At 38.0% G+C, this 21,875-nt stretch carries 23 protein-coding genes; 2 read left to right on the forward strand and 21 right to left on the reverse strand.

The window, feature by feature from the left end; all coding sequences use genetic code 11:
* Positions 1–128 precede the first annotated feature (128 nt).
* Positions 129–911: a recombinase family protein gene (locus QUF91_RS17885; RefSeq protein ID WP_289418879.1), complete on the reverse strand. Its 783-nt coding sequence runs from the start codon at positions 909–911 to the stop codon at positions 129–131.
* A gap of 209 nt (positions 912–1,120) precedes the next feature.
* Here QUF91_RS17885 and QUF91_RS17890 point away from each other — a divergent pair, with 209 nt between their 5' ends.
* Positions 1,121–1,336 carry a helix-turn-helix domain-containing protein gene (locus QUF91_RS17890; RefSeq protein ID WP_053486106.1) on the forward strand — a complete coding sequence of 72 codons (216 nt, stop codon included), beginning with the start codon at positions 1,121–1,123 and terminating at the stop codon, positions 1,334–1,336.
* Here the strand turns inward: QUF91_RS17890 and QUF91_RS17895 are convergent.
* The 11 genes from QUF91_RS17895 to QUF91_RS17945 all read right to left on the reverse strand — a co-directional run bounded on the left by QUF91_RS17895 (position 1,333) and on the right by QUF91_RS17945 (position 12,227).
* Positions 1,333–2,154 (reverse strand): replication initiation protein, encoded by an 822-nt coding sequence (locus QUF91_RS17895; protein WP_289418882.1) that lies wholly within the window; start codon positions 2,152–2,154, stop codon positions 1,333–1,335. The genes QUF91_RS17890 and QUF91_RS17895 overlap by 4 nt on opposite strands.
* A gap of 573 nt (positions 2,155–2,727) precedes the next feature.
* On the reverse strand, positions 2,728–3,171 hold the full coding sequence (locus QUF91_RS17900) for an SMI1/KNR4 family protein (protein WP_289418884.1): 444 nt from the start codon (positions 3,169–3,171) through the stop codon (positions 2,728–2,730).
* A gap of 19 nt (positions 3,172–3,190) precedes the next feature.
* Complete coding sequence (locus QUF91_RS17905) at positions 3,191–4,666, reverse strand: deaminase domain-containing protein (protein ID WP_289418886.1); 1,476 nt, start codon at positions 4,664–4,666, stop codon at positions 3,191–3,193.
* A complete protein-coding gene (locus QUF91_RS17910) occupies positions 4,666–6,198 on the reverse strand; it encodes a contractile injection system protein, VgrG/Pvc8 family (protein ID WP_289418888.1) in 1,533 nt (510 codons plus the stop codon). Before QUF91_RS17910 ends, QUF91_RS17905 begins: the two co-directional genes overlap by 1 nt.
* A gap of 33 nt (positions 6,199–6,231) precedes the next feature.
* Positions 6,232–6,639 (reverse strand): DUF4280 domain-containing protein, encoded by a 408-nt coding sequence (locus QUF91_RS17915; protein WP_289418889.1) that lies wholly within the window; start codon positions 6,637–6,639, stop codon positions 6,232–6,234.
* Between the two features lie 134 nt (positions 6,640–6,773).
* Positions 6,774–7,505: a hypothetical protein gene (locus tag QUF91_RS17920; RefSeq protein ID WP_289418890.1), complete on the reverse strand. Its 732-nt coding sequence runs from the start codon at positions 7,503–7,505 to the stop codon at positions 6,774–6,776.
* Between the two features lie 35 nt (positions 7,506–7,540).
* Positions 7,541–8,092: a serine protease gene (locus tag QUF91_RS17925; RefSeq protein ID WP_289418891.1), complete on the reverse strand. Its 552-nt coding sequence runs from the start codon at positions 8,090–8,092 to the stop codon at positions 7,541–7,543.
* A 25-nt stretch (positions 8,093–8,117) separates the two neighbouring features.
* Positions 8,118–9,248 carry a pentapeptide repeat-containing protein gene (locus tag QUF91_RS17930; RefSeq protein WP_289418893.1) on the reverse strand — a complete coding sequence of 377 codons (1,131 nt, stop codon included), beginning with the start codon at positions 9,246–9,248 and terminating at the stop codon, positions 8,118–8,120.
* Between the two features lie 45 nt (positions 9,249–9,293).
* Positions 9,294–10,718 (reverse strand): hypothetical protein, encoded by a 1,425-nt coding sequence (locus QUF91_RS17935; protein WP_289418895.1) that lies wholly within the window; start codon positions 10,716–10,718, stop codon positions 9,294–9,296.
* Complete coding sequence (locus tag QUF91_RS17940; RefSeq protein ID WP_289418897.1) at positions 10,715–11,413, reverse strand: hypothetical protein; 699 nt, start codon at positions 11,411–11,413, stop codon at positions 10,715–10,717. The genes QUF91_RS17935 and QUF91_RS17940 overlap by 4 nt, the downstream gene beginning before the upstream one ends.
* 40 nt (positions 11,414–11,453) lie before the next feature.
* The gene (locus QUF91_RS17945; protein ID WP_289418899.1) at positions 11,454–12,227 is read right to left on the reverse strand and encodes a DNA and RNA helicase; all 774 of its coding nucleotides are present in this window, start codon (positions 12,225–12,227) and stop codon (positions 11,454–11,456) included.
* Positions 12,228–12,276: 49 nt separating this feature from the next.
* Between QUF91_RS17945 and QUF91_RS17950 the strand changes: the two genes are divergently transcribed.
* Positions 12,277–12,492 (forward strand): hypothetical protein, encoded by a 216-nt coding sequence (locus QUF91_RS17950; protein WP_289418901.1) that lies wholly within the window; start codon positions 12,277–12,279, stop codon positions 12,490–12,492.
* A 9-nt stretch (positions 12,493–12,501) separates the two neighbouring features.
* On the opposite strand, the gene QUF91_RS17955 is transcribed toward QUF91_RS17950, so the two are convergent.
* From QUF91_RS17955 to QUF91_RS17995, 9 genes are all read right to left on the reverse strand, one after another.
* Positions 12,502–15,150 (reverse strand): acetate and sugar kinases/Hsc70/actin family protein, encoded by a 2,649-nt coding sequence (locus tag QUF91_RS17955; RefSeq protein ID WP_289418903.1) that lies wholly within the window; start codon positions 15,148–15,150, stop codon positions 12,502–12,504.
* A 24-nt stretch (positions 15,151–15,174) separates the two neighbouring features.
* Entirely contained in the window at positions 15,175–15,870 is a 696-nt protein-coding gene (locus QUF91_RS17960) for an iron-dependent peroxidase (protein WP_289418904.1), read from the reverse strand.
* A complete protein-coding gene (locus tag QUF91_RS17965; RefSeq protein ID WP_350224358.1) occupies positions 15,861–17,138 on the reverse strand; it encodes a normocyte-binding protein in 1,278 nt (425 codons plus the stop codon). The genes QUF91_RS17960 and QUF91_RS17965 overlap by 10 nt, the downstream gene beginning before the upstream one ends.
* Before the next feature lies 1 nt (position 17,139).
* Positions 17,140–18,786, reverse strand: coding sequence for a serine/threonine protein phosphatase (locus QUF91_RS17970; RefSeq protein WP_285398080.1), 1,647 nt, complete (start codon positions 18,784–18,786; stop codon positions 17,140–17,142).
* A gap of 49 nt (positions 18,787–18,835) precedes the next feature.
* The gene (locus QUF91_RS17975) at positions 18,836–19,675 is read right to left on the reverse strand and encodes a PP2C family protein-serine/threonine phosphatase (RefSeq protein WP_285398079.1); all 840 of its coding nucleotides are present in this window, start codon (positions 19,673–19,675) and stop codon (positions 18,836–18,838) included.
* Between the two features lie 6 nt (positions 19,676–19,681).
* Positions 19,682–20,206, reverse strand: a complete 525-nt coding sequence (locus tag QUF91_RS17980; RefSeq protein WP_285398078.1) for an FHA domain-containing protein — start codon at positions 20,204–20,206, stop codon at positions 19,682–19,684.
* 41 nt (positions 20,207–20,247) lie between these two features.
* On the reverse strand, positions 20,248–20,823 hold the full coding sequence (locus tag QUF91_RS17985; protein WP_289418907.1) for an FHA domain-containing protein: 576 nt from the start codon (positions 20,821–20,823) through the stop codon (positions 20,248–20,250).
* Positions 20,824–20,859: 36 nt separating this feature from the next.
* On the reverse strand, positions 20,860–21,294 hold the full coding sequence (locus QUF91_RS17990) for a J domain-containing protein (RefSeq protein WP_289418909.1): 435 nt from the start codon (positions 21,292–21,294) through the stop codon (positions 20,860–20,862).
* A 92-nt stretch (positions 21,295–21,386) separates the two neighbouring features.
* A complete protein-coding gene (locus tag QUF91_RS17995; protein WP_285398075.1) occupies positions 21,387–21,812 on the reverse strand; it encodes a membrane-associated protease 1 in 426 nt (141 codons plus the stop codon).
* Positions 21,813–21,875: the final 63 nt, after the last annotated feature.

Raw genomic sequence — 21,875 nt, forward strand, 5'->3', positions numbered from 1 at the left:
TGGAATGAAAATGCCGGCAACCTTAGTTCGAGCGTTCACCTTCCGGTGCGCATTGGTACGAAAGCCTATCCATTTTCATCGTTACATACTAACTTATAAGAAAATGAGCACCTTTTTTAAGTAACCCTTCAAATTATTGCAGGATGTTGCCCGTTTGCTTGAATTTGCCCATATGTATAAATCCCCCGATAAAAGCTTTCACGGTCCAAAATGCGCTTCACTTGTACTTTTGTAAATCGTTTCCCTTTCTCTGTTCGATGGCCTTCCATGTTGAGCTGTTCTGCCAATTTAGATAGTGACCAATGTTTAAAAAAATGTCTTAATTCAAATAGCCTCCGTACAACGATCGCTTTCTCTGTATCCACTTCTAATACTTTTCGTCCTTTCTGTACTGTATAACCAAACATGACACCACCACCTGCATAGCCACCTTGTTCAGCTTTTTTCTTTCTTCCTCTACTCAACTTTAATGCAATTTCGAGCCTTTGATATTGATCTAACAGCTCTAACATGCCATTCACTAAAAAATCATTTGGTTCATGTGTGTATATGCTGTAATTTGGCTGCTCAATCGCTTTCACATCTGCGTTATATTTTTTCAACTCTCGTTGTATCAATACTTTTGCCATATCAGAGCGCCACAAACGAGACGTATTTAATACAATTACTTGGCTCACTTGATGATATTCTATATCTGCCAATAGCTCTTGCAAGCCTTCTCGCTCAATTGTTAATCCATCCTCATCAACTGTCGCTCCGCTGAGTCCTCTATCCTCATATATGTGAAGCAGTTGTAGCTTATTTTCGTCACAATACCTCTCAATTTCTTCTACTTGATACGCTAAGCTATATCCTTCACGTACTTGCCCTTCTGTTGAAACTCGTACATAACCAACTACTTTTTCTTTCATAATGCCCCTCCCGTTACAGCAATTAAAGTCCCTGTAACGCTTACCCGTTTTTTGCGGATAACTTGTGTGTAACGTCTATCCGTTACAACATACTGTACGACCTTACCCAAATTTTGCACAACCCTTTATTTTACAGTCGTTTTTTCTCTAGTAGGGTCGTACACTATAAGTAACCGTTACAATCAAAAAAAAGAGGTGGTGTTTTTATTATGTCTTCTACTATTCGTTTACGTCTCAATGAAATTTTAATTGAAAAACAAATGAGCCGTCGGCAACTTGCCAGACAAGCCTCTTTACGTCCGAATACGGTAAATGACCTATGTACTCGCCCTGTACAATGTCTACATACACGTATTCTCTCTATCTTATGCGATACATTACAAGTTTCTATTCAAGACCTCCTTGTATTAGAGCCAATTGACTAAGCAACCCCAAGTACCATCGAACATGGCTCATCTATCAGTTGTTTCCATACTGCTCCTGCTAACTCGTCGAAATCCACTCGATACTGGTTCGCAAGGGGCTTTTTTATTGCTCTACGTATATACTGCGTGTACATGTCTTTTCCATCTCTTAAATTAATGACTCGTTCTACTTCTTTCTTCTCCAACGCTTGCCAATCCATTATCACCACCGCAAAGTATTGTTTATTCTGTTTTGGCGAATGTCTCTCTATATCTTTAAGCTCTATTTTTTCATCTGGTTTATAGACGACTTCAATCCTACTCAAATCATTTTCCAAATAAATACCTTTATTTCTAAATAGCTCTAGTCTCTTATCATAAATTCGACAATATCCATTCTGTTTTCTTTGATAACCTTCACCAAAATAACGTGTCGTTTCACAATGACTCATTTTCCTCCGCACATCTATTGGTATAACGACCACATTTTCTAGTTTCGTTGGTATATCGTACGCTACATCACAGCTCACAAATTCTACTCGGCTTGCCCGCTTCCCTATCATCTCTAATATTTCTCTGAAATGTGAGTAATGCTCTGGCCTTGTCTCAATCCTTAGGGTATGTAAGTAACCTTCTGCTTCTCTAAAGTTTTTAAAATACATATGAATGTATACATCGTCACTTTTCCGCATGTGCAATTCATAGCTATATGTTCCACTATAAATCTTCATTTTCACTTGATATTTCTTCACCCCCAACATATAAACACGTAAAAATGCTGAATGTGGTACATCCTTATAATCTATAACGAACTTATCTATCGAAACCTCTATTTCCAACTTCCCCTTGTATGCTAGTACTTATATAAAATTTAACACTTAGTACACTAATTAAATAATCGTAATCTTTTCAATTTACTTATTTAAACATGCAAAAAAGCACTTGTCGCCTGTCATAGACAATCAAGTGCTTTAAGTTCATACATTTTCTAAGTTTATTAATATTTGCAAGTTTTATAAGTTAGTTTAGTATTGACAGTATGACATCTTTATTAACACTTGGCAAGTGTAACATTTAAACCCGTTTGCTTGTTTAATCTCGTGTGTTAGGTGCTTATGACATCCATAAGTGGTCCTTGTAAGTAAAATGTCATCTCGCCTATTCTCGCTCTTATTGCTTAATTGTTAAAATAGCACTCCTTGATGGTCTAGCCTTCATGAGTTATTAATTCAAATTTAAGGAAAAATCTGTGCCAACACCTTTATAGATTCTTTCCGGTTTTCATATCAACTGCAGCAGTAACAGAAATACAAAAAGCTTATTCCTTTTTATCGTTCGAGTTGGAATAAGCTTTTTGCGAGATTATCAAATAATTGTCAAGTTAAGATCATTATGTTATTTAGACTCTTCTATCAATCGTATAGGGAAATTAAAAAATCTGATAAAGTATCACTGACCTTATTAAAATCATCTAATTCTACACTTTCATCATAACAATATACCGCTGGATCGTCCCCATCATTTAGATTAAAAAACCAGAACATATATCCTTGGTGCATCATAAATATAAACTGATTATCTGTGAGTATTTTTATGGAGTTATTTTCCTCCAAAAGCTCAATAGCCCACTCTTTTAAATCAAAAATATACTTCATGGAATAATCCGTACCAACTAAAAATTCAATTCCATTACCAGCTTTATTCATAAAATCCAAATAAGTTTTAGGAAGTGTTCGAGTTGGAGATAATTTTACTAATTTTGATATATCATCCTTACTGCAGGGTTTCATTGGATAAGAGTCATTCTCTAAGGATGCCAAGAAATCCTCTATATTACTACTTTTATTAAAGTTCATACTAAATCTCCTCCATATTCTACTCATCTAATATTTGTACTCTCGTAATATTAATGTTTGGAAAATCCTTTTGAAATTGATCAATAATATCATTACAACTTTGACAAATCGCCTTGTGAGAAATGATTTCAATATTACCATTAACATTTGGAGTATCTTTGTACTTTTCCCTAAGATGCTCAATCATTTTCTGCTCTGTATCATTTAACCTGCCATTCTTATCAGAACCACTGTATTTATAATAGTTTTCTGAAGGTTTACTAAAATTATCCTTATGATTAGGATTCGCTGGATCTATTTTTCCACTTACTGATTCCAAATCAATCTTTTCACCGTTAATTTCACCTTTTGTAACAGCGACATTTTTCCGTTTTCCAGCATTATATTTTTTAAACACATCGTCAATCTGTTTCTTATCTTGATCTTTTGCTTCCCTAAAATCTCGAAGGTTACCACTTGAACCACCTTTATCCGTACCCTTAGGAGTATCCACTTTAGCTGATTTGGTTGCATTTTTACCGTTCGGAAGCTTCCCTATTTTTGCTGCTGAACCAAGACCTTTTGTACCAACCACAGCAGTTGCAGTGTTTATTGTTGCTTTAGTACCCCAGTATGCTTGTGAATATGCATTCCCATTGACGACATTTCTTTCAAAGGAATCTTTAATTGAATTTCCTATGGTTTTTGCAGTTTCAATAGGGTGTGAAACTGCTTCCACCGTATTTTTAAATACTCCAATCGGATTAGTCACTAATTCTATTAAATCATCGTATACACCTTTCACTGCATCTACGGTTCCGTCAAACGTTCCTTTGGATTTTTGAGCTAATTTTAAGGATGCATTGTATCCCTCTCGTAACCATTTTTCTTTAGCAGACATATCTTTAGTAATCTTTAGAGGTTCCATTTTTTCCAACGACTGATAGACTTTGACAGCTTCTTTTGTTGCCTTTTTAACTTCCTTTACAACTGTTTTTGCTGTCTTTTTAACTGTCTCAACAGCTGTTTTCACTGTATTAACAGTTGCTTTTGCTGCGGTTTTAACCACCTTAACGGTCGTTTTTGCTGCGGTTTTAACCGCCTTAACGGTCGTTTTTGCTGCAGTTTTAACCGCCTTAACGGTCGTTTTCGCTGCCTTTTTAACTGCCTTTTTAACTGCCTTAACAGCTGTTTTCACTGCCTTTTTAACTGTCTTTACAACTTTTTTTACATACTTCTTGGCCTTTTTAACTGCTTTTTTTACAGCCTTTTTAATCCTCTTCACCAGTTTGCTCTTGGATAAATTATTTTTTAGCTTCCTGGCTTTTGTTAAGACCTTGCCTAATTTTTTCTTAAGCTTTTTCTTCGCATTTTTTAAGGCTTTCTTTAGTTTCTTTTTGGCCTTTTTGATTTTCTTTTTAACGGACTTAGCCGCTTTTTTTACTTTCTTAACGACAGGAATACTGCCAAGGAAACTGCCAACTGCTCCAAAGAAGCCTTTACCTTTCTTCGCCATTAAGCACCACCCCCACCAATAGGGATCATGCCCATGACGTCTAGTGCGGATTCAAGGTCAGCGCCTTCTCCCGATGTATTCGATACAGTTACAGGTGCTTTGTTCGAGCCTTCCATTGTGACAACCTGTCCCTGAATATCGGTGATTCCATCAAAAACAAGACTGCTGGAGCCACATGTTAAGCGCATGGATTCGCCTGCGCTCATGGAGATGCTTTTACCTGCAAAGGTGATCGTATTATTGGCTGTTAGTGTAAGCGGATGCTTACTATGTACTTCTACTCCACTTCCCTGATCCAACTTTAGGAAAACGGCGCCTTCTTGTGCGGTAAACATCACCGATTGTGGGTCTAGCTTGATGTCCTTGCCTTTTGGCGTACCCCAGTAGGACGTTTTCGGATCGGCTGTTTTTGGGTTCGAGTCGCCCCCCTTTCGTACACTGTGGCGAACAATGGCTGCTTCCTCCCGGTGTGTCGGGAAGGCAAGGTGAACGCTATCGCCTTCTTCTGGCGGGCTGTAGAAACCGCTATGTCCTTCTGCAGTATAAGGCGTAGCAAGTGAGAACCATGTGGCTTCTTCCTTTTTTTGTGCCTTATCAATGGAAAGGTGCAGGCGTACTTGATCCTTTTTGACCTCTAGTACCTTCCCCTCAATCGCGGTTCCTGATAAGGAAGGAATAGTTAGTCTTTCTTGACGAATACCTGCTTTGGACAGTAGATGATATTCGTATGTCAGGACACCTTGTTGCATGCGTGCTATGGACTTCGCCACAACTAGCTTTTTGTTTTGGAGTTGGACACGGTCACCGAGTGCTAATGTTTTTTTAGACTCGATCACATAGGATACTGTATCCCGCTCCTCCATTGGTCGCTCAATATCATTTTGTAGCGTCTGTAAATACTTTGAGCGATCTTTGATGATTGTATAGCTAGTAGCGGACAGTTTTTCTACTCGACCTTCTGGCAGACCGAACCATAGCTTAGGTTTATCGGCATCTACTGCTGGTACAAGCACTGTTCGAAAATGCGAGGCCATGCGCTTTAGAAATTGCCAGTCCGTCTCCCTATATTGTAATATAAATTGCTTTAGAGGAGTAGCCTTTGACACAGTGTCAATAACATCAGAGCCTGGATAATTAGCGAGTATTTGCTTGAGCATAGCATTATACGTCATCTTGTCGTGCTGGAAAGGGCGAGCATTGCGTTTACAATCCAGTGTAAATGTAGATGACACCGCTTCAAGTTCAATTTGGTACACGCCTCTCACCATACGAACTGCTACTTCGGATACTTGTCCCTTAAAAAGCGGTCGCACACGTTGGCCGTTACGTTTTTGATAGAGCTCTATCCGATCTGAACTACTGGCAATCTGCATACAGCGATCTTTCTTTTCCTCTGGGATGAATCCCGTAATTGATAACCTTGCATGGTCATTCACAGTTTGGGTCAAGCTGAGATCATGCAACGTCTGAACCTCATAGGGGGATACGAGTTCAAGCTCTCCGTATCCAATCACTTCCTCATACGTGTTCACATGAATACCCTTCTTTCCTCAGTGGATAATGGCTTATTCTTGACCATCATCTTCTACCTTTATCGTCCCGCAATATATGCACATATTAGTAGATTGGTTGATCAGCGCGGGAGAATTCTCAATCAACTGATCGGACTTTCCGTTAATCCATGGCATTGTGACTACTGGTGTACACGGCATCGGTTTCAAAACACCATTATTAGCCGCTGTTGCAGCTGCCACCGTAGGATTAGATAATGATTGACATAAACCAAAGGGTTGAATATTGACATAGGGCTTATAATCCATCGTGTTCATTTTTGCCTTGTCTTTTGTATAAACGCCATGGCTTACAGGCATCTTTAATATGCTTGTCTGATCACCTTGCGAGCACGATAATTTGGCACCAGCGACTACATAACTGCGCTGCTCATCGCCTTTTGTCTGCATTTCATCTGCCATCAAAAACCACCCTTTCTATAAGAAAAGTGCATTCACGTCACTTCACTTAGTACACTCAAAAGCGAAAATAACATGTTCCTATTTCCGCCTTTGAGAATCTTTATCATGATACGTGAATGCCTAGATGAATCACTTTAGAAAAAAATGATCTCATCTTTTTTCTCTTTACCTTCTTCATACAACTCTGTATAAATAATGTTTTTCTTGCTATCCTCTAGCTGGCCAATTGAAACTTTGAGAAGCTGTATTGTATCATCACCATACATGCGATATATATGACCGTTCCATTTTCCTGTTATTTTTTGTTCATCGGAAGCTTTGATTTCCTCTACATATGCAAGGTCACCTAAATCACTTTGCAATGTACTTCCATCCGCGCTAATTGTTAGCTTTTTTACGATTGTAGCTGTAGGATTTTCAATCGTTAACTGATCATCCTTTTTTACTATAGTAATATCACTTTCGCCAATTTTTCCAAGCTTCATATGCTGATCAAGTTCTGTGAAAAAATTATATTCGTCTTCTGTAATGCCTAATTTTTCATCATAGGGAAGCTTCTCACCTTCAGCTAGCCCAGCTAATGTTTCTAAATGCCACTCTTTATTTTTTTCGAGAGAAACTTGCATAGCTGCTGTAATTTTTTCCACTTTCTCGTTTATATCTTTTGGAAGTCCGATTGCCATGACATCTGCCTTAAATGTGCCTTCTTTCAAGCTTTTAGCCAAACTTTCTTTACTCATGTCTACTTTAGCTGGGCTTCCCTGTTCAGCTACGGGCTCTTTTTTCTCACCTTTTTCAGCCTCACCTGACCCACAACCAGCTAGTACTAAAGCAGCGAAAGCAGCCATTGCCCATCTTTTTTTCACGTTAATGCTCTCCTACTCTATGTATTGCTAGTTATCTATGCTTGAAGGATCTCGCTCCATCTTCCTTCTGTTTGCACCTTGCGGAATCGAATCCCTCGAAATGCTCGGCGCAATATACTTTCCGCTAGCTCAATATTGACAATGATGTAATCCTCTTTAATGCCCTCAATTTTAAAGAAGGTGTAAGGCGCAGCTAAAGTCTCATCAATAACGAGCTTTTTCAGCGTCCCATCCAGATTGAATTCTGTTTGAGGTGAGAGACAGGTCACTTTTGGTGGAATGACGAGCCAATATAACGTCTGTTTTAATTTTGGCATATCCATAAGAACAACTGGCTTAAACGGTAGGCGCGACTCATATTTTTCCACTAGCTGCTTCACTGGATCAGCTAAAAGAGCAATCGGTTTTTCGATAAAATCGATATAGTCATTTTCACTTTTATCTAATACAGGAAATTGACGTTCGAGTTCCTCTAGCTCCTCCATCCTTTCCGCTGTTAATAGTTCCTTCTTAATAACTTGAGATATGCCAATTGGTTCTACAGCATTTGAGATACGCTCATCCTGAGATAGAATAAAATAGTTCATCTTTGAGTCTCCTTTTTCACGATATCTATTTCCAAATGACACTCGCTGTTTGGAATGGATCTAGCTTCAGATGCTCCCGTGCTTCCTTCGAGAACATAGCTTTTTCTAAATTAGCTCCTTCAAAATGAGCATTCTTGACGTTGGCCCCGATAAAGCAAGCGCCTCGTAAATTAGCTAGCTCAAAATCTGCACCCTCTAAATTAGCTCCAGTAAAGCGAACTGGGAGATAGCCTGGCATTTCCCACTTCTGTCGATCAGTTAGCCCGCTTTCTCCCTGAGCTCGTTGGAAGTTAGCACCTTGTAATTGACTATTGCTGAAATCTGCCTCATGGATCGTACTAAAGCTCAAATCAGTATCCATTAGTTGGCTATCCCTAAGATTGGCACCAATGAGTAAACAATTACGCATTTGACTCTGTGCTAAATTCGTTTTCTGGAAAAAGGCATATCGAATATCTAAGTCTTCATAGTTGCCACCAGATAGATTTAATTTGCTAAATACTTCATACGGATATTCATCCTCTAATTTTTGATCTAGCCAAGCCTTGATTTCTTCGATATCCTTCGAGGTGAAGTCCTCACTATAGACAACTTCATTGACATCCATAAATTCACCTATACGAATTTCTACAGCAGCCTCCCGATCAAGTGCTAAGTATTCTGGGCATCTAATAATGTCTGGTAATGCATATCTAGCAAGGCTAATGATATATTGATGAAAATGAGTAGCTTCCTTTAGCTTGATGTGCTCAATATCCGCTTGGGTAATAGCTCCCATAAATGTTTTGCTGTATAAATACAACTCTTCGATGAATTGTTCTAAAAAGCTGAGAGCCCAGCTTGCATCATAGGTAGTTAAAATTGGATGAAGGTCAAAAAACCATTCCTCATCCGTTCCCTCTACTAGATAGTGATGACGACCCTCTAGTAACTCTGTGCGTAGCATGGAAAACGTGATATGTCCAATTGGGCCTTTCTGTTGAAGAGATTGCTGCTGCTGTAACTGCTGACATATGATTTGAAAGGATTTTCTAAACTCATCTGCAAGCTCATCTTTAGAAGCTTGGAAAAAATCCTCTAACGCCAAAAGGTATTTCAATCGTCTTTTCTCTACTTCTGTTTCATAAAAATGCTGTAAAACTCCCTCTGCCTGCATATGTGTCTCCTTCTTTCTCTTTATTAAGAACCAAAAATAGAGCTTTTAATTGGCTTTTACTTCTTTCCCGAAAATTTGCACACTGCCATCCATCGTTATTTTACTTTCCTTGCATTTTAATGAAATTTCTTCCTCAGCAGACAAAAGAATTTTCTTGCTAGCATTGACCGAAATATCTGCCTCGGAAATAAGCTTGATTTCCTTTTTACTAAAAATTTCGATACCGCTTGCTTCATTTAAACGGATAAAAATATCGCCATCCTGCGCTGTAATGACAATCTCCGTTGGGCTCATCTTAATTTCTTTGCCAAAGGCTGTTCTGTAATATTTAGTCGAAGGGTCATCCAGCTTATTGGTCGCGGTAGTGTCTAAATTTTTTCGAATCGAGCTGCTGGCAATTCCCTCCTCCTCACGCTGTGAAGGGAAATACACATGAACAAAGTCGTTGATTTCAGGCATACAATACCAGCCACTATGCCCCTCAGCTGTATAAAGCGTTGAATAAAGGAACCAATGTGCCTTGCCTTTATCCTGTGTTTCATCAATATTTAAATGCACCTTAATATGATCCTTGGCAACCTCTAACACTTTACCTTCAATAGATACACCTGAAATTTCATCGTTAAAGATTTCGCTCTTGTTCATACCATTCTTCGTCGAAAGTGTATAACGATGCTTTAGTAAGCCATCCTTCATCGACGTATAGGCTTCACAAACATAGAGTGTATACTCATGAAAGGTTACGTGGTCTCCTATGGCAAATACCTTATCCGTTTCCACTTCATAGTACAAAAAGTCCTGCTCGCCCATACCATCATTGCCGTTCTCTGTATAGAGCAAATAGTCTGCTAGTTTTTTTCTTGTCGTATAGTGATAGTCTTCTAGCTTTCCTTTTGCATTGCCAGCAGGGACACCAAAATGGAACTTTGGTTTATCAAACGTAGCAGCTGGCACTAATCCCGTGTTAAAGCGGGAGGCAAGTCTTTTTAAAAATTGCCAATCGGTTTCTCGATATTGTAGGGTAAACTTGTCTAATTTCCCTCCCTTTGTGGCCTCATCGATAATATCGAGACCAGGGTAAAAGGGACTCATTAGCTGGAATAGAGAAGAATAGTTCATTCCTTTATCCTGATAGGAGCGATTTTTTTTCTTAATATCGAGTTGATATGTACTTGAAGCAGCTTCAACTTCGATATAGTAAATACCTCGAACTGTACTTACCTTGACACCTAATATGACACCCTTAAATAACGGGGTAGGTGCACCTAAATGATCGAGCTGATTCACTTCAATGGCTGAATAGGCCTCTGTCATTTCGACATACTGATCTCGAACTTCCTCCGGCACGATCCCTGTAAAACGTAGTATTGCATGCTCATTCATTTTCTTTGTGAGTGTAAGCTCTTGAATACTCACTAGTTTAAATGGCAGTATTTGAAGATTATGATAGGCAGTTACTAAACTACTCATCGTAATGCCCCTCCAATCATTCTATTAGGAGCAAATTGCATTGTTTCCATCATCGCCCTTGCGATAGGACGCCACGTTTCGATATCCTCCTCCATACAATTGAACGTACCGATAAGGGCTTTTCCATCAATCGATGCAAAGAACATTAAATTAAAAATCTCGCCATCAATAGCAGGTGTAATCACCTCGATAAAACCAACAGTTTTGTCATCTATTTTGATGACATCCGTATCGAACCATTCTGCTGCTGGCTGAGCTTGCTCGAGGACGTCAATCATACTTTCCTGAAACTCAGCAACTTCCGCTTCAGTTAGTGGATTTGATGTTTTGTTGAAGGCTAAATTGATCGTTGATGATTCATCTGTATAAATAATATTTGGTCTTCGTTCTGAAGGGTATTTTAATGATGCTAACTGCGCTGGCATAATTGAAAATAGCTTCGGCATTCGTAACGTAATTTTTCCATCCATAATACGTTGATCAATGACTGGCACAGCCTGCTCATCAATATTGACAAAGTCCTGGTAAAGGTCAATTGCATCTAGCTCAGACTGTTCCTCCTGTTGAGGTTCCTGCTGTGGCTCTTGCTCCGCTTTTAATGCCGCTTCCTTTTGGGCTAATTCATGTTGTTCTTGCTCTCGCATTTCATTTCTAAGTGCAATAATTTTTTCATCTAAAAATTTCAACCCATTCACCTTCCATTTCTTGAACGTTTTTTCACCAACCGACTATCAGCTAGTCAACAATCATGCGCTTTGGACGCCCTTTACCATGCCCTGTCATACGACCACCGCCCTTGGATTCTAATAAAATACGGTTTAAGTATTTATGAATCTGGCTATTAGATAACGTTTGGTAGTCTAGCTCTAGTCGATTGCAAATATAGAAATTGATCGCATCTCGTTGAACCCGTTCCTGATTTAAGCACTCTAAGGCAAAAGCTATATCATATGGATTAGATGGCCGATTTTTTAACAGCTCTCGTGCAAAATAGTGCAAAATAATTGGATGATATGTGCTTTTTTGTAGGCCTGCATACTGACAATGAAGATAATTGACCGTATTGTATTCAGTAGCAAAATCGAGAAAATCAATATGCTCTGAGCGCAGTTTGGAACCTAATTTTAATTTAAAGCGCGCTAATTCTAGCTCGTTATGTGCAAGCTCTATTGAATGATCTAGGACAATGTTTGTTGTGTTATTTGTAAAATCTAATTCATTCACTTCTTCAGCAAATCGTACTTTAAGAATTGTTTCATTCCCTGACGCCTCATAAGGAAGCTCATAGCTATTATGCAGCATATACAGCTTTCCATTATGCTTGACAATACCTTGTGTAATGATGAGACTTGCATCGGCTACAATAATGTTGACGCCAGCAATAATGCCATTAGAATAGTCTTGGAAATACAAATCTAAAAATTCTCTCGGGTAATCTCGCAAATTTTCTAGCATTTCTCGCTTTAAAATGCGACCTTTTTGAAAATGTGGATATTGATTGGCAAACAAGCTGTCACCCACCTCTTTTCTCTTTTTTTCACTACATCCTTCAGAGGCTTTGGGCCAACATGATGTTGGTCACTCAGTCGTTGCCACAGGACGTGGCGTTCTTAGACGGAGTTCCTCTATTTCAGCGGATGTCTTTTGTACCGAAAGCGTAGCGACAGGTACAGGTGTCTTTTGTACCGAAAGCGTAGCGACAGGTACAAGTGTCTTTTGTACCGAAAGCATAGCGACAGGTACAGGTGTTTGGACACCCGCTGAAAGAAGTTAAAAGCATGTTTTACTTTAATCCATCAAAGAAGTCTAGCTCAGACAAATCTGTTTCAAATGCAAAGAATTCCTTCCTTCCCATAAAGAGCTGTTCGTCTTTTCTTGTTACGGGTACGACATGGAAGCCCCAATGATCTATTCCTGCGAAGACAAAGAACTTTACTTCCCCATTAGCGATGGAATCCGTCTCGTCTTGTGGAATTTTATCGTGATAATATGCCGCGATATTCTCATAAAGAACAGGCGCAAAATCCTCTTGACGATTAAAGTAAGTGTATTTATAAGATGACTGATTGTCGCTACCAGTTAGGAAGAATTCAACCTCTGTGACACCCCACGGACGAGAAATCGTGCCGTGAATTTGATTTAGCCTTTCTAAGCTACTGATGAGTAATTTTTCCTGACGATTATGTGTAAAGGCGCTAACCGTATAAGGGACTACCGGTGCATGATTCGTCACTTCCGTTTCGATCATGCCTATCTTTTTCGCATTTAAATAACGAAGTGCTCCTCTTAGGCAGGCAAGCTTTAGTTCAGGTACTTTGCCGACATTTTCAGCCTTTTGCCTAAATTCAATGCTGCGTCCTGGTACAAATTCCTTCAATGCCTCGCGGAACGCATCGATTTTACAGGATTGTCCAGTTAGTTTTATAATGGAATATTCTCCTAAAACCCCACTCTCATAAAACTCCTCTAAAAACTCTCGCACAATATCATAAATATCAGCCTTAATGAGATGGTTGATTTCCTTAATATTGAAAAAGACATTTGGATAGTCATAAACTTCCTTAAATTGATTGTTTTCTAGCATAGACAGACACCAGCGATCTACCGCTGTAACATTTAAATCACTATCCTGTTGCATATCGCTATCCGAATAAAAACGACTTCTTAAAATACCTGTTTTTCGGAAAAATTCTTTCTTCATTTCCTCTGCCATTTCCCATAAGAAATAATAATTATTGCGGACACGTAGGTATTCATCTCGTGTTCGGTTTTCATACTCTTTAAAGCGAGTAGGGATGATGTACTCGGCCTCTACAAAGGCTTTTTCGAATTGCTCGTACACTGCTTCTGTGCCGTAATCGTCTACATATCGATAAATATCCTTACCAGGAATATCAATTAATGCGTCGATATCATAAGCATTTTTTCCTCGACTATAATAGTTCGCAAAAACAATTTTCATAAATTGAAAAATACGATATGTAATATTGTTGCCACCAAAATTCGTATCTCCATTTTCATACGTGGTATGAATATCAATTTTGTAAGAAATACGCCCATCCTCTATTCGAAACTTACAGGAGGAAAGGTCTGTAGTTCCACCTCCACAATCGATTACGAGTGCATTATATTGCTTGCCATCCAGAAAGCTATTATTCTCTATTTGATTGGCGATTGTATTATATAGAACCGCCATACCTTCATCGAGGGCATGCTCCGTTTCGATTTGGTATTCAGGTAAAATCGCATGAAACATATCTAAAAATTGCGTTTTCAGCTTAACGGGACTAGAAATATGCACATGCTTGAAGCGACATTTAAATTGATGCTCCGCCATTCGAATAATATAAAGCAAAAACTCTCTTAAAATTTGGCTTCGTGGGACAAGTGCTGTATTTCCGTTAGCATCCATGACCTCTTCCAATTTGGCATAATTACTTACCCAGCGTTTAATGCCTTGGAATTTCGTCGCCAATGATGTATAGCTATTTTTTTTCATCATTTTTAACGCTTCATAGCCGAAATGATAGCTTACTTGTTCTGAATTCGAGCAATCTGCTACTGTCATGACAGTCGGCACTACTTCAATCCATTCATTTTGATGGAGCGGGTCTGGAAATTGGACAAAATTGATGCTATTTAGCTGAATTCTTTCATTTAATAAATCATGACTGCAAGGGGAAGAGACATAATCACTCTCTAAATAGACACCAGCCGTTGTATTTGTTGTTCCAAAATCAATGGCAAGAATGGCATTGGTTGTTTCTAGCTGTTTAATTTCTAAATCTGGTATTGGCACCTTATAGTAGTGAAGATTTGTAGGCGGAAGTGGGGTTTCCTGATAGTAAGTCTTATAAATATACTCAGAATCTTGCTTTCTTAAAAAAATAAAGCTATAGTTTTTATTTTTTGTTTTCCGGATACCAATCGCTTCGTCAGCAGCAAAAAAATACTGATTTGGGACTTCATCGTCTTTTAGGACATTCAAAATACCGCACAGCTCCAATTGCTCATTTACTAGCAGTACATTGGATTCAACAAGAAAACCGCCTGTTTCTACGAAATATCGATCAGGTTTATCAATCTTCATTCCACTATATAAGCTCATTTTGGCAGGAATTTTAATATCACCATTGTCAGACATAGGTGTTTTTAAATACTTTTGCATGGCCGCTTCGACTCTTTCAAAGCCCCCATCCTTGCTTTCTCTAATAAGAGGGTTTTCTTCAGCGCCACGATACCTTAATATTTTGTCGATTAACTCGTCTCTTGTCAGTGTATTAATAAGACCTGTCACCAATTTTTCCTTATAACAAATATTTCTCAGCTGGAAGGTTGTCATTTCCATTAATTCTACACGTGTATAGGTCATATATTTCTTTTCTGTATAGCGCTTATTGGCATAAAGTTTATACGAATATTTAGTCGTCATTCAAAAATCCCTCCTCTGCTCTGGTTAGTAAAGAACAATTCGATCTAGTTTCATCGTTTCCTCTGCATCCATAATGCCGAAGTGATATTGCCAATAAACCTCTATATGAAAGCCAATTGGCATAAAAATTTCTTGTACAAGCTGTACCTTTCGCTGATTTTGTTCTGTGTGCTTCTGAGGTATGTACAAAAGCAACTCATCCTGCTCCTCTGATTTCACATAAATTATGCAATGCTTAAAGAGTCTTTTCAGCGTATCTTTTAATAAGTAGATTTCTTCACCAGTTTGGTAAAGTCTTAGCATATTCAAGACAACTATTTCTTGCTCTTTTTTCGTAAAAGCATGAATATTGTCACGTACTAAATTGCCAAAAATATTTGCTTCGATTTCTCTTAGAATAAAGTGAATAAAGAATTCTCTTTTATTCATGCCCTGCATACGATCAATTTCAGCTAAGAAATGCAAGGTGATGTCAAAAAGATAGTCCCTAAACTCTATATTTGTAGTATTATCTGGGTGAAAGAGATTGTTAAAAATTTCAAAATAGCGATAATATGGATTTACTTCAACATGCTGTTCAACAAACTGTGCATTTAATAGTTGTGGACTAAGTTCCATATAGGGCGAATACGTTGTGGCAAGGTTAAAATAAATATCCTTTTTAGTAAGGCCCTCATCTTCAGCTTTAATAAGCAAATCCCAAATATAGTTCATAGCCAAACACCTTCACATTTATATTCAAAAAAATGTCGTTGTACTTCCGATACGAGGAAGCTCAATATGTCATTTGAAATAAAGCTTCTTTCCTCTTTCGCCTTAAACTTTAGTAGCATCGTTTTTTTATGACCATTATCGCCTATCATTTCCGTTAAGAAAGGATTCGCAGAGTGACTAAAGCTTGTTCCTGAAAACGAGTCCAATATGTCAACATCTACAAGCTCAAGTCTATTGGCTACCTCGAAGGAATTAATCATACGAGTAATTTCGCCCTTCGTTTTAATACTAGCAGTATACTTACTAGCAAATTTGTGCATAAAATGCTCTATTCGTCGATTTGATACAAGCTCGTAATTTAATTTCCCAATCTTCTCGTCTTCCATTTTTACAATTTTCACAAGCTCCCAAACCCCTGATTTATCTTGCGGTGAAACAACTGTCAATTCATTGTCCGAACGTTTAACGTAGCGAACACTTTGCTCATCAGCTTCGACAAGATAGCCATGCTGGTTTCCGGTTTTTCGTAAGGAAAGGACATGCTCAAAATTCACCTTATCAACGGCCGGGACAGGAAACCCAACATTTTTCAGCGTATGCCGTTCAATGTTCCAAAGCGGCACCATATTCAGTCGTTTTTTCTGCTCATACTCCTCTAAATCAATGATGATTTCAGTGATTTCAACATCTTCGTTTAAAGAAGGACAATCCACCAAATTTACATCAAAAAATTTATAAGCGAATGGGTGATTGATTGTTTTCCATGGTAAGCCATTTATTTGGAAAATCGGATAAAGCCTGTCGATTTCTTGCAAATAGTCGGTGTTTCTCGTAAGACTGACCTTAATCTCTACTTGTCCTTCTGTCGTTACTAGCCTTCCACTGAAGTGTCGCTGCTCAGCAAGTAACTGTTGAATTTGCATGGAATCACATTCTAGAAATAATGTGAACAGTACTGCCGTTTTATATTTTTTAAACGATTCAAGTAGTTTTTCAATTTTGATTGGTTTACTTTCTATATCAGCTGATCGCATCGGGAATAAGCATTCATGAATGGGATCAACATCTTCCTTGGAACTAAGCGTTACATAAATGTCAAACCTATCCTCTGCATTATCTATTTCGTTGAATATGCGCTCCTCAAGTCTTTTGTTCATTTCATCCTGATAATCGATTAAATTTACAAAAACGCCACTGACAATATCCTTTAGTAGCTGACGTTGTTCTAGATCCTCTATTTTACGTAACCGTTCAAACATGAGCTCTTTTATCAATTTATTTTCCCTCTTTCATCACCTCAGAGTCAGATGGCTGATCGGCAGCTGTCCCTTCATTCATAGGTGGAGTTTCTTCCTCAGGTACTGCTTTACCAGCTGGTGGTCCTTGAGGAACAGGATTTAATTTATCATTGGCGTTCATAACCTTTCGCTCTAGACCTAAAACCTTTGATAGTAGCTCTGTCTCCTGATAAATTTCCTGTGCAAGTGTATAATATTCAATTGCTTTTCCGTACTCTTGGCTTGCATAGCTCTGATCCCCGCTTTTTTCTAAGCCTTCAGCCTTCAATTCCTTCTGGGCCTTTTTCAATTCAGCTATTTTAGCCTCTGTCTCTTCTATTTTCGTCTTTATTTGAGGTTCGCCAGTATAAGCAATGGTAAGGGCTTTTTTTCTGGCTTTTTGATACGCTGCAAGAGCCCCATTGTAATCCTCTGACTCAAATCGAAAATCTCCATCTTTCACAGCTTCAGCAATTTGTACAATGGTATCCATATTAGCGATTCTTTGCTCGATTGCTTCTTTTCCAAAATCATCAATGAGCTTGCCTTCCTTTTTAGCCTTTTCATATTGCTCAAGCGCTTCATTAAATTTTCCTTCTTCTGCCAACTTATCCCCATTAATGATCAGCTCAGTAATTCTTAATTTTTTCGCTAGCAAATTCCTATGTATTGGGTCGTTCAATTTCTTTGCTGCATTTCTGCCCTCGCTATATTCCAGAAGCGCCTTTTCATAATTTCCATCTTGAAAATAAAGATTTCCGCTCTTTTCATGATCTTTCATTTCTACGGTTAATTCGGCCATTTTTTTCCCTTGTTTTGCTTGATAATAAATTGCACCTCCACCTACGATTAAAGTGACGATTAATGCAGCTGCAATCATTTTGATGTATTTCATCTTTTTCTTGTTCGTTTCCTGGTAAACCTTATTAACGAATATAGCAGCGATTGTGTAATTATTAACAACCTTCCTTTGCCTACTTAAAAGTACCTCTTCCAATAAATCAGTATATTGCTCCGGCTCTTTTACATCTTCCAGCGCGTCTGCCATCTCAATTTCACCGACATCTTCCCAAAAGCCGGCTGTACAAAGCACTAATACATCGCCATCCATTAATTTCATTTTTTTAGAGACAAAAGGCTGAAAATCATTTGGTTTGCCAAGATAATTTAGCAGATTGGTTCTTTCCTCATGCTGACTAATATCTAACGAACGGTTCCTATTACTCACTAGCTCCTGTGCCAAGCTTTGATCAGTGCTTTTAAACGATAAAGTGCCATTACGAAAATGATACAGTCTCGAGTTTCCTGCAACTGCAACAATCATTTTTGAGTAATCTGATACGACCATAACGATACTAGCTTTTAATCTTACTCTTAAGCTTTGATTTTGCAGTATGTTCTGCGCATATCTTATATATTTTTTGATGCTTCTTCTGGACATGGATGGCTTTTCCATAAATTTTTCTAAAATTGCCTTCACCGCAAGCTCTGCACTACTTATTTCCTGATCTGAATCTAACCCCTTCACAGCTACCCAGCAGGCTACATCGTCCAGCTCTGTATAGGCAAAGTAATCTTTATTTTGCAAAAATGAGCCCGCTTCGGATAAAAAGCTTGTTTTAAAGTTGCTATTTTCCTTTCTCATGATTCCCCTCCTCGACTATTAGTAGTAAGAGCTCTGACCGATAAAATGATTACCATGTTTTTTCTAGGATGACGATGGTTGCATTATCTTGATTTTTTAAGCGTTTTTGTTCAACAGTTTTAATGATGTTTTGTGCAATATCATACGGTGGAGCGTGCTGAGAGAGAATTTTCTCCATTTCAACCTCTGTTATCGTATCGTAGACTCCATCACTAAATAGACATACCTTGTCCCCTTTTTGTAGCTGAATCGGACTTTTTCCTATATCTAGATTTTTAAAGCCTTCATATCCTAAATAATTGATAAGTCTCTTTTTCAAAGGATTTTCCTGTACTTCAAGCTGCGATATTTCACCAGAAATATAACGCTCTGTTAAAACTGATTCAAAAATATGCTTTTGATTGATAGCGATAAATTCTCCGTTTCGAAAAATTGTTATCACACTATCTCCTACGGCTCCCCAGTGAAGAAATCCGTTGTTATCAATAACGACCGCCACTAATGTCGTACCACCATTAGAGCCATTTAAATTTTCGAGTATCATATGGTTACTCGCTAAAGCAGTTTCCTTAAAAAATTTTTCTAAATTGTTTAGGCCACTTAGCTTTTTGAATTCTTGTATAAATGTCGTGACAGCAACAGTACTTGCCATCCTACCGTTTGCTAATCCACTGATGCCATCTGCCAGGACAGCAATTGTTCCATAATTCGTTTCAGTTGTAGAAAAATAGTCATCCTGCTCATCCCGTCTACCAATTGTTTGACCATTTCCAATTTCAATTTTGTTTTTTTCAACTTTTTGCGTAAGCATGCTTCTAATCATTAGTAATGTAATGATTACAATAATAAATACTAGCGCAATTATGTATGGCAGTAGTTCCAGTCCCATTTATCATCATTCCTCGCTCTGGTTGTTTTCCCATTCAAAGTGAACGCCACATAAAGGAATGAAAAGAAACATACTTCCACCTAATTGGATAACATCATATGCCGCTAGCTCTGTTGGCGTATAAACTGCTTCATTGTTAAGATAGGCCAATCCCGATGCATCTCCAGGAAGTAAATAGAAATTCCTTTTTTTAGGGTCATAAACGATAACAGCATGGTTACGCTTAGAAATTGAATTATCTCCAACAATACGAATATGCATATCCTCAGCTCTACCTATAAAGTTCTTTTCCGATAAAATCCTATAATCTCGCCCCATTTGAGGTCCTTCAATACAAACTAGCCATCCCGTAACCGGGTCGATTCCATCCATTTCTCCAAGATATGGCATTGTCTTATCATCAACATCTACTGTTGTTGGCTGACTGCTTGATCTTTGCTCCTGCTCCACCATTACATTGCAATATGGACAAACATTTCTATGTCTTCTTGAACTAAACATGTGACCATTTGTACATCTAATCAAACTCATTTTCGCTATCCCCCGTCTGTGTTACGAATCTTATTTTTTCTCTATTTCACTAAAATTCGTGTATTTGCTATGTATATCGTATCTCCATTACCTATGGGGTAAGGGTTTTCGTGCTTTAATCTATTTTTTACGCGCTTATGAGCTTTTTTGATACCCACACCATTGACAGAATCAATGTCCTCTATGTACCATACTCCAGATACACAATTTAATACGGCATGCTCATAGTTAATGAGTGATTCATACTCTGTACCACTTAAGTCAATATCTGCCTGATTGCTAGCTGAACTTTTTCCAATAAGTAATGAAGTTTGTTCATCTATCTCCCATTCCTCAACTTCCACTCCCCGATCATTGAGGAGAACTAGCTTTCGAATGTCCGTTTTGGTCACATCAAATTTCGTTACTTTTGTTTCATATTTCATAGAGCCAAAAATAATAGCGAGTATGACCATCACTATACCAATCATCGTTTTCAAAAGAACATCCTGATTCATGACAAATACATATAAAATGAAAAAGAAGGCGATTGTGACAATAATGATATCGATAATTTTTATAATCATTTGTTTCTTTGTGTTTTCACTGTATACATCCGTTGAATTTTGGTCATACATGGTATCACACTCCTTCATACTAGCTATGGCTTTGAATTACTTGTTAAAAAATCGTTCAAATAAATCCGTTGTATCTAACGGATTTTTCTTTGCATTCTTGTTAAGGGTTGATGACGTTTCCCTTGTTTTAGGATTAAAGCCAAAAAAGTGCTCAAAGTTCTTTTCAATATTGTCCATATTGAAATCTGGCCTTTTTTCAGTAGACTGTTGGCGTGAAGATTGTTTTTCATTTGTCTGTCCTCTACTCCAACTTTGACCCGCTCCATCTAGTCGCGCATCATATGCCTCTCTTGAAGCCTGATCCTTTAGTACTTTGTATGCCTCTGTCACTTCTAAAAAAATCTTTTCAGATTCTTTACTTCCACCGCTCACGTCTGGATGATGTTTTTTTGATAGCTTCCGATAAGCGACTTTTATTTGATCTTGTGTGGCGTCTCTACTGACACCTAAAGTTTCATAATGCGTTTTCATGTTTTTCATCCCCAGTATTAGGATTATTCAAAATTATCTAAGGAACTATGAAAGTCCCTTAGATAATGTGGAATGTCTATCAAGCAATAATCTTAGACAGCGTAGCCGCCTTCGATTTTCGCCAAGTCTGTTTTGTCTTTCTTTTGCTTAACGTATAAGTAGAATTCACCGATACCTTCTGTGTCACCATATTTTTCTGTGTAGTCAACAACAAAAGCATTTGGGAAATGAATTTTTCTTACTACTTGATCAGCAGAAATAACTTCTAATGTTACTTTACGGTAACAGTCAGCCTTTTCAGCTGGTACTAATGACCATAAACCTAATTTCATCGTATCATCAGAATTGTCACCATCAGTTGCAGTAAGAATTTTACCTCTAATTTTTAAAGTTGCTCCTACATCTGTAGAACGTGCGTTAGAGTCATTTGGAGTATCTGTATCATACTCAACAGATATAATGCTATCTAACCCTAGTTCAATTGCTTCTGATCCTTCTACTTTTAATACAAAACCCATTCTTATTACCTCCTAAAATTTGTTGAATCGACTTGTAAACTGCTGTAGATGAAATATATAATG

The organism is Lysinibacillus sp. G4S2 (genome assembly GCF_030348505.1).
Taxonomy (GTDB): domain Bacteria; phylum Bacillota; class Bacilli; order Bacillales_A; family Planococcaceae; genus Lysinibacillus.

Coding starts and splice junctions, on each gene's coding strand:
- QUF91_RS17995 (WP_285398075.1), bottom strand. CDS start 21,812: ATGGGTTTTGTATTAAAAGTAGAAGGATCAGAAGCAATTGAACTAGGG.
- QUF91_RS17990 (WP_289418909.1), bottom strand. CDS start 21,294: ATGAAAACGCATTATGAAACTTTAGGTGTCAGTAGAGACGCCACACAA.
- QUF91_RS17935 (WP_289418895.1), bottom strand. CDS start 10,718: ATGAGTAGTTTAGTAACTGCCTATCATAATCTTCAAATACTGCCATTT.
- QUF91_RS17890 (WP_053486106.1), top strand. CDS start 1,121: ATGTCTTCTACTATTCGTTTACGTCTCAATGAAATTTTAATTGAAAAA.
- QUF91_RS17915 (WP_289418889.1), bottom strand. CDS start 6,639: ATGGCAGATGAAATGCAGACAAAAGGCGATGAGCAGCGCAGTTATGTA.
- QUF91_RS17970 (WP_285398080.1), bottom strand. CDS start 18,786: ATGAGAAAGGAAAATAGCAACTTTAAAACAAGCTTTTTATCCGAAGCG.
- QUF91_RS17885 (WP_289418879.1), bottom strand. CDS start 911: ATGAAAGAAAAAGTAGTTGGTTATGTACGAGTTTCAACAGAAGGGCAA.
- QUF91_RS17900 (WP_289418884.1), bottom strand. CDS start 3,171: ATGAACTTTAATAAAAGTAGTAATATAGAGGATTTCTTGGCATCCTTA.
- QUF91_RS17925 (WP_289418891.1), bottom strand. CDS start 8,092: ATGAACTATTTTATTCTATCTCAGGATGAGCGTATCTCAAATGCTGTA.
- QUF91_RS17975 (WP_285398079.1), bottom strand. CDS start 19,675: ATGGGACTGGAACTACTGCCATACATAATTGCGCTAGTATTTATTATT.
- QUF91_RS17905 (WP_289418886.1), bottom strand. CDS start 4,666: ATGGCGAAGAAAGGTAAAGGCTTCTTTGGAGCAGTTGGCAGTTTCCTT.
- QUF91_RS17985 (WP_289418907.1), bottom strand. CDS start 20,823: ATGTATGACCAAAATTCAACGGATGTATACAGTGAAAACACAAAGAAA.
- QUF91_RS17955 (WP_289418903.1), bottom strand. CDS start 15,150: ATGACGACTAAATATTCGTATAAACTTTATGCCAATAAGCGCTATACA.
- QUF91_RS17980 (WP_285398078.1), bottom strand. CDS start 20,206: ATGAGTTTGATTAGATGTACAAATGGTCACATGTTTAGTTCAAGAAGA.
- QUF91_RS17930 (WP_289418893.1), bottom strand. CDS start 9,248: ATGCAGGCAGAGGGAGTTTTACAGCATTTTTATGAAACAGAAGTAGAG.